The organism is Tabrizicola sp. (genome assembly GCF_016792905.1).
In the GTDB taxonomy this organism is placed as follows: Bacteria; Pseudomonadota; Alphaproteobacteria; order Rhodobacterales; family Rhodobacteraceae; genus Tabrizicola.
In genome coordinates, this window is the sequence record NZ_JAEULP010000048.1 from 1 (window position 1) to 4,247 (window position 4,247).

Consider the following 4,247-nt stretch of genomic DNA (forward strand, 5'->3'; position numbering starts at 1 on the left):
CCACCACCTGCGAGTTGTTGAAGGCGAAGACCGGCAGGATGGCGATGGGGGCATAGAGGAAGATCAGGTAGAAGATCGCGTAGACGGTGAGACCCGAGCCCTTTTTCATTTGCGGCCTCCCAGGAAGCGACGGTTCCACAGGACGAAGGCGATCGAGATCAGGGCGACGATGGTCATCGCCGCGACCGCGATGGCCGAGCCCATGGCCTGATCGCGCTGCTTCAGCATTTGGGTTTCCATCAGGTTGGCGATCATCGGCGTCTTGCCGCCGCCGATCAGTTCGGGGGTCACATAGTCGCCCACCGTCGGGATGAAGACGATCAGCACCGCCGCGATCACCCCCGGCAAGGACAGGGGCAGGGTCACGCGCAGGAAGGTCATCCAGCGGCTTTCGCCCAGATCCTGCCCGGCCTCCAGGAGGCTGCGGTCGACCTTTTCCAGGCTCACGAAGATCGGCAGCACCGCGAAGGGCGCATAGGCGTGGGCCAGCGTGATGATGATGGAGACGACACCATAGGACAGCACGTTCAGCTGGGTGTCCGTCAGGCCAAGGCCCATCACGATGGAATCGAGGATTCCGTCATAGCCGAGGATCGTCCGCCACAGCGAGACGCGGATGATGTAGCTGGTCCAGAACGGGATGGTGATCAGGAACAGCCAGAGCGACTTGCGCGAGGGCGAGACGTGGAACGAGACGAAATAGGCGACCGGATAGGCCAAGAGCACGGTGGCGGCCGTCACGAAGAACGAGATCATCAGCGAGCGCCACATCAGCGCGCGATAGACCGGCTTGGTGAACAGCTCGTAGTAGTTGTCCAGCGTGAACGGCAGCGAGACGGCGCCCTTCTCGCCGGTCATGACCGAATAGATCAGCACCGTGGCCAGGGGCGCGGCCAGCATCAGAATCGCGTAGAACACCGGCGGCGAAATCAGCTTGAGGCCGGATCTGGCCTCGGAACTTGGCGTTGCAGCCATCTTTCCCCCTGTCCGACCGCACTTCGGCAGCCTTGTCATTTGATCAAATCTAGACCGAATGATCGCGGTCAGGCAAGAGGGACATTGTTTCGGGATGAAATCAAGCCCACCCGGCGGGAACGCCGGGGGGATTGCGGGCCCGTCGTGAACCGGGATCAGCCGGCGACGCGTTCGATCGCGATTGCCCGTTTCTTCAGCTCGTCGTGCAGCGTGGGCACGATGCGGATCGCGCCGACCGCGACGCGGAGGGCATCGGCGATGCGGGCTTCCGAGGGGTCGGTGCTGGCCACGCGCCAGACCATGCGCCGGGCCACGCCGTCATCATAGACGATTTCGGTCGCACCTTGGCGGGTCTTGCGCCAACCAAGAAAGTCCGCGCCGCCGTGCGGCGCGTGAAAGGCATGCTGAAGTCCCATTTTCGGGCTCTCTTTTTTAACTGCTCGTGGGCGTCAGCTTCGACCAGCCGGTGCCCTTCGGTCAACCGGGGGGCCGGGCAAATCCGCGTGAGCGAGTCCCTTCTGCAACAGGTGCGGTTTTCCCTACACCAGAAGATCCGAAGGCGGGCGGGCCAGGAGGTCGGCCAGCGTGCGCATCGCGGTCGCGAAGGCGTCGCGCGGAAGACCCGCGGCGATGGCGATGCGGACGGCGTTCGGGGCGCGACCGTGGACCAGGGCGTATTCGTCGGCGGACCGGACCAGGACACCGCGGGCTTCCGCCGTGCGGATGAAGGTCGAGGCACGCCAGCCGAGGGGCAGCCGCAGCCAGACGAAGGGCACGCCCGGCTGCCAGCCGAGGTCGAAGGCGCCAAGCTGGTTGACGAGGATCTGCTGCCGGGTGGCGAATTCGGCCTGGACCTTCTCGCGGATGCGGGCGGCATCGCCGGACTGGAAGAGCCGCAGCATCAGGTCGGCCACCGGGCGGGACAGCGCGAAGAAGCCATGCTGCGCAGTCAGGCGCCCGGCCTCGCCCATGCCGGCGGGGCAGATCACATAGCCGAACCGCAGGGCGGCGGAGAGGGTCTTCGAGACGGAACCGACCAGCCAAACCCGCTCCGGCGCCAGCGCGCGCAGGCAGGGGATGTCGGAGACGGCGACGGAATAGCAGTCGTCTTCCAGGATCTGCAGGTCGTAGGCGCGGGCGATTTCGGCGATGGCCTGCCGCCGCTCAACCGGCATCCGGCCGGTCGTGGGGTTCTGCGCCTCGGTCGTCAGGCACAGGACCTGCGCGCCGTGGCGGCGGCAGGCAGCCTCCAGCGCTTGCGGCACGATGCCATGTTCGTCGATCTCGACCGGCACGACCTCGGCCCGGGCGGCGCGGGCGGCGTAGCGGAAGCCGGGATAGGCCAGGTCCTCGATCAGCACGACGGGGCGTTCGCCGCGCAGGCAGCAGTCGAAGATCAGGTGGATCGCGTTCTGCCCGCCATGGGTCAGCGCCACGTCCTCGGGGCCGATCGGGCCAAGGACGCGGTCGCCCATCCAGGCAACGACCTCGGCCCGAAGGCTCGCCTCGCCGGTCTGGCTGGTGTAGTCGAGCCAGCCGTGATCGGTGCTGTCGGCCATATCGAGGAGCGCCCGCCGGAACGCCTCGCCCTGCCCCATGTCCGGCACCTGCGGGGCCCGGAGGTCGACAAGGCCGGTCGCCCCGCCGGTGATGCGTTCTGCATACAATGGCTGCGTCGGTCCGAAACGGGGCGTTTGTGCCGCGACAAAGGTCCCCCGCCCCACCGTGGCCGCCAGAAGCCCTTCCTGCGTCGCCAGCTGGTAGGCCCGTGCGACCGTGCCGGGCGTCAATTGCAGCCGCCAGGCCAGGTCGCGCACCGTCGGCAGCTGCGAATTCGCCGGAAGATCGCCGCTTCTGATCGAGTCCCGCAGGGCGCGGGACAGGGCCAGATACTTCGGTCCCGGAAATTGACTCAGATCAGGCGCCCAATTTGTATCAGTCACAATAATCCTCTGGCGACTCATTGCGAGACATTGATACAATGTATCTACCAACTACGGCGAATTGTATCAACACAAATCAAAGGTGGCGAAGATGCCCCAGACCCATGTCCAGACCCTTCCCCTGCGCGCCCGTCCCGGTGTCGTCGCGCGCCTGATCCAGTTCGTCACCACGGTCGCCGACCGCCGCCGCAACCGCCAGCAGCTCGGCCACCTCGATGCGCATCTCCTGCGGGACATCGGCGTCGATGTGGACACCGCCCGGGACGAATGCGCCAAGCCCTTCTGGCGTCCCTGACCGCCGGATTCCCCGAGCGACTCTCTCGCTCTTACCCCTGACTGGGCCGGGACTTCCCGGCCCTTCTTTTTTGCCCGAAACCAAAGCAAAAGGCCCGCCGGATGGGCGGGCCTTCGCAAGTGGTGCGCTATAGCGCACCCTGCGCATGATCTTAGCGCTTCGAGAACTGGAACGACCGGCGGGCCTTCGGCTTGCCGTACTTCTTCCGTTCGACGACGCGGCTGTCGCGGGTCAGGAAACCTGCCGCCTTCAGCGCGCCGCGCAGGGCGGGCTCATACAGTTGCAGGGCCTTGGAGATGCCGTGCTTCACCGCACCGGCCTGGCCCGAAAGCCCGCCACCGGCAACGGTCGCATAGACGTCGAACTGGCCTTCCACATTGGCAACGGTGAAGGGCTGCTTCAGGATCATCTGCAGCACCGGACGGGCAAAGTAGACCGCCATTTCCTTGCCGTTGACCACGACCTTGCCGGAACCCGGCTTGACCCAGACGCGGGCGACCGCGTCCTTGCGCTTGCCGGTCGCGTAGGAGCGGCCCAGCTTGTCACGGACGGCCACGCGGGGCGCGGCTTCCACGGCGGCAGGGGCGGAGCCGACAGCCGACTTCAGGTCATCGAGAGATTTGATATCGGCCATGATCACGCGCTCCGGGTGTTCTTCGGGTTCAGGACCTTGACGTCCAGAACGGTCGGCTGCTGCGCCTCATGCGGGTGCGCGGCACCAGCGTAGACACGAAGGTTCGTCATCTGCTGACGGCCCAGGCGGTTGCGGGTGATCATGCGCTCGACGGCCTTTTCCACCACACGCTCGGGGTGGGCGCCTTCCAGCACCTGACGTGCGGTCCGCTGCTTGATGCCGCCCGGGTGGCCGGTGTGCCAGTAGTAGACCTTGTCGTCGCGCTTCTTGCCGGTCATCTGCACCTTGTCGGCGTTGATGACGATGACATTGTCACCCATGTCCATGTGGGGGGTGAAGGTCGGCTTGTTCTTGCCGCGCAGGATGTTGGCGACGATCGTGGCGAGGCGGCCCAGAACGA

The 4,247-nt window shown here is 65.9% G+C and carries 6 protein-coding genes; 1 reads left to right on the top strand and 5 read right to left on the bottom strand.

Going from position 1 to position 4,247, the window contains the following annotated elements:
• Positions 1–105: 105 nt before the first annotated feature.
• From JNL31_RS10175 to JNL31_RS10185, 3 genes are all read right to left on the bottom strand, one after another.
• Positions 106–975: an ABC transporter permease gene (locus JNL31_RS10175; RefSeq protein ID WP_294972907.1), complete on the bottom strand. Its 870-nt coding sequence runs from the start codon at positions 973–975 to the stop codon at positions 106–108.
• A gap of 155 nt (positions 976–1,130) precedes the next feature.
• Complete coding sequence (locus JNL31_RS10180) at positions 1,131–1,391, bottom strand: hypothetical protein (RefSeq protein ID WP_294972908.1); 261 nt, start codon at positions 1,389–1,391, stop codon at positions 1,131–1,133.
• 123 nt (positions 1,392–1,514) lie between these two features.
• Positions 1,515–2,918, bottom strand: a complete 1,404-nt coding sequence (locus tag JNL31_RS10185) for a PLP-dependent aminotransferase family protein (protein ID WP_294972910.1) — start codon at positions 2,916–2,918, stop codon at positions 1,515–1,517.
• A gap of 91 nt (positions 2,919–3,009) precedes the next feature.
• Between JNL31_RS10185 and JNL31_RS10190 the strand changes: the two genes are divergently transcribed.
• Positions 3,010–3,213 carry a DUF1127 domain-containing protein gene (locus JNL31_RS10190; RefSeq protein WP_294972912.1) on the top strand — a complete coding sequence of 68 codons (204 nt, stop codon included), beginning with the start codon at positions 3,010–3,012 and terminating at the stop codon, positions 3,211–3,213.
• A gap of 151 nt (positions 3,214–3,364) precedes the next feature.
• Here JNL31_RS10190 and rpsI read toward each other — a convergent pair whose 3' ends face one another.
• Complete coding sequence (gene rpsI, locus JNL31_RS10195; protein WP_294972913.1) at positions 3,365–3,847, bottom strand: 30S ribosomal protein S9; 483 nt, start codon at positions 3,845–3,847, stop codon at positions 3,365–3,367.
• 2 nt (positions 3,848–3,849) lie between these two features.
• Positions 3,850–4,247 (bottom strand): 50S ribosomal protein L13 (rplM, locus tag JNL31_RS10200; RefSeq protein ID WP_294972915.1); only part of this gene is annotated, 398 nt, incomplete at its 5' end.

What these genes read in the sequence shown, in the direction of transcription:
- JNL31_RS10175 (WP_294972907.1), bottom strand. Translation starts at nt 975, where the DNA reads ATGGCTGCAACGCCAAGTTCCGAGGCCAGATCCGGCCTCAAGCTGATT.
- JNL31_RS10180 (WP_294972908.1), bottom strand. Translation starts at nt 1,391, where the DNA reads ATGGGACTTCAGCATGCCTTTCACGCGCCGCACGGCGGCGCGGACTTT.
- JNL31_RS10190 (WP_294972912.1), top strand. Translation starts at nt 3,010, where the DNA reads ATGCCCCAGACCCATGTCCAGACCCTTCCCCTGCGCGCCCGTCCCGGT.
- rpsI (WP_294972913.1), bottom strand. Translation starts at nt 3,847, where the DNA reads ATGGCCGATATCAAATCTCTCGATGACCTGAAGTCGGCTGTCGGCTCC.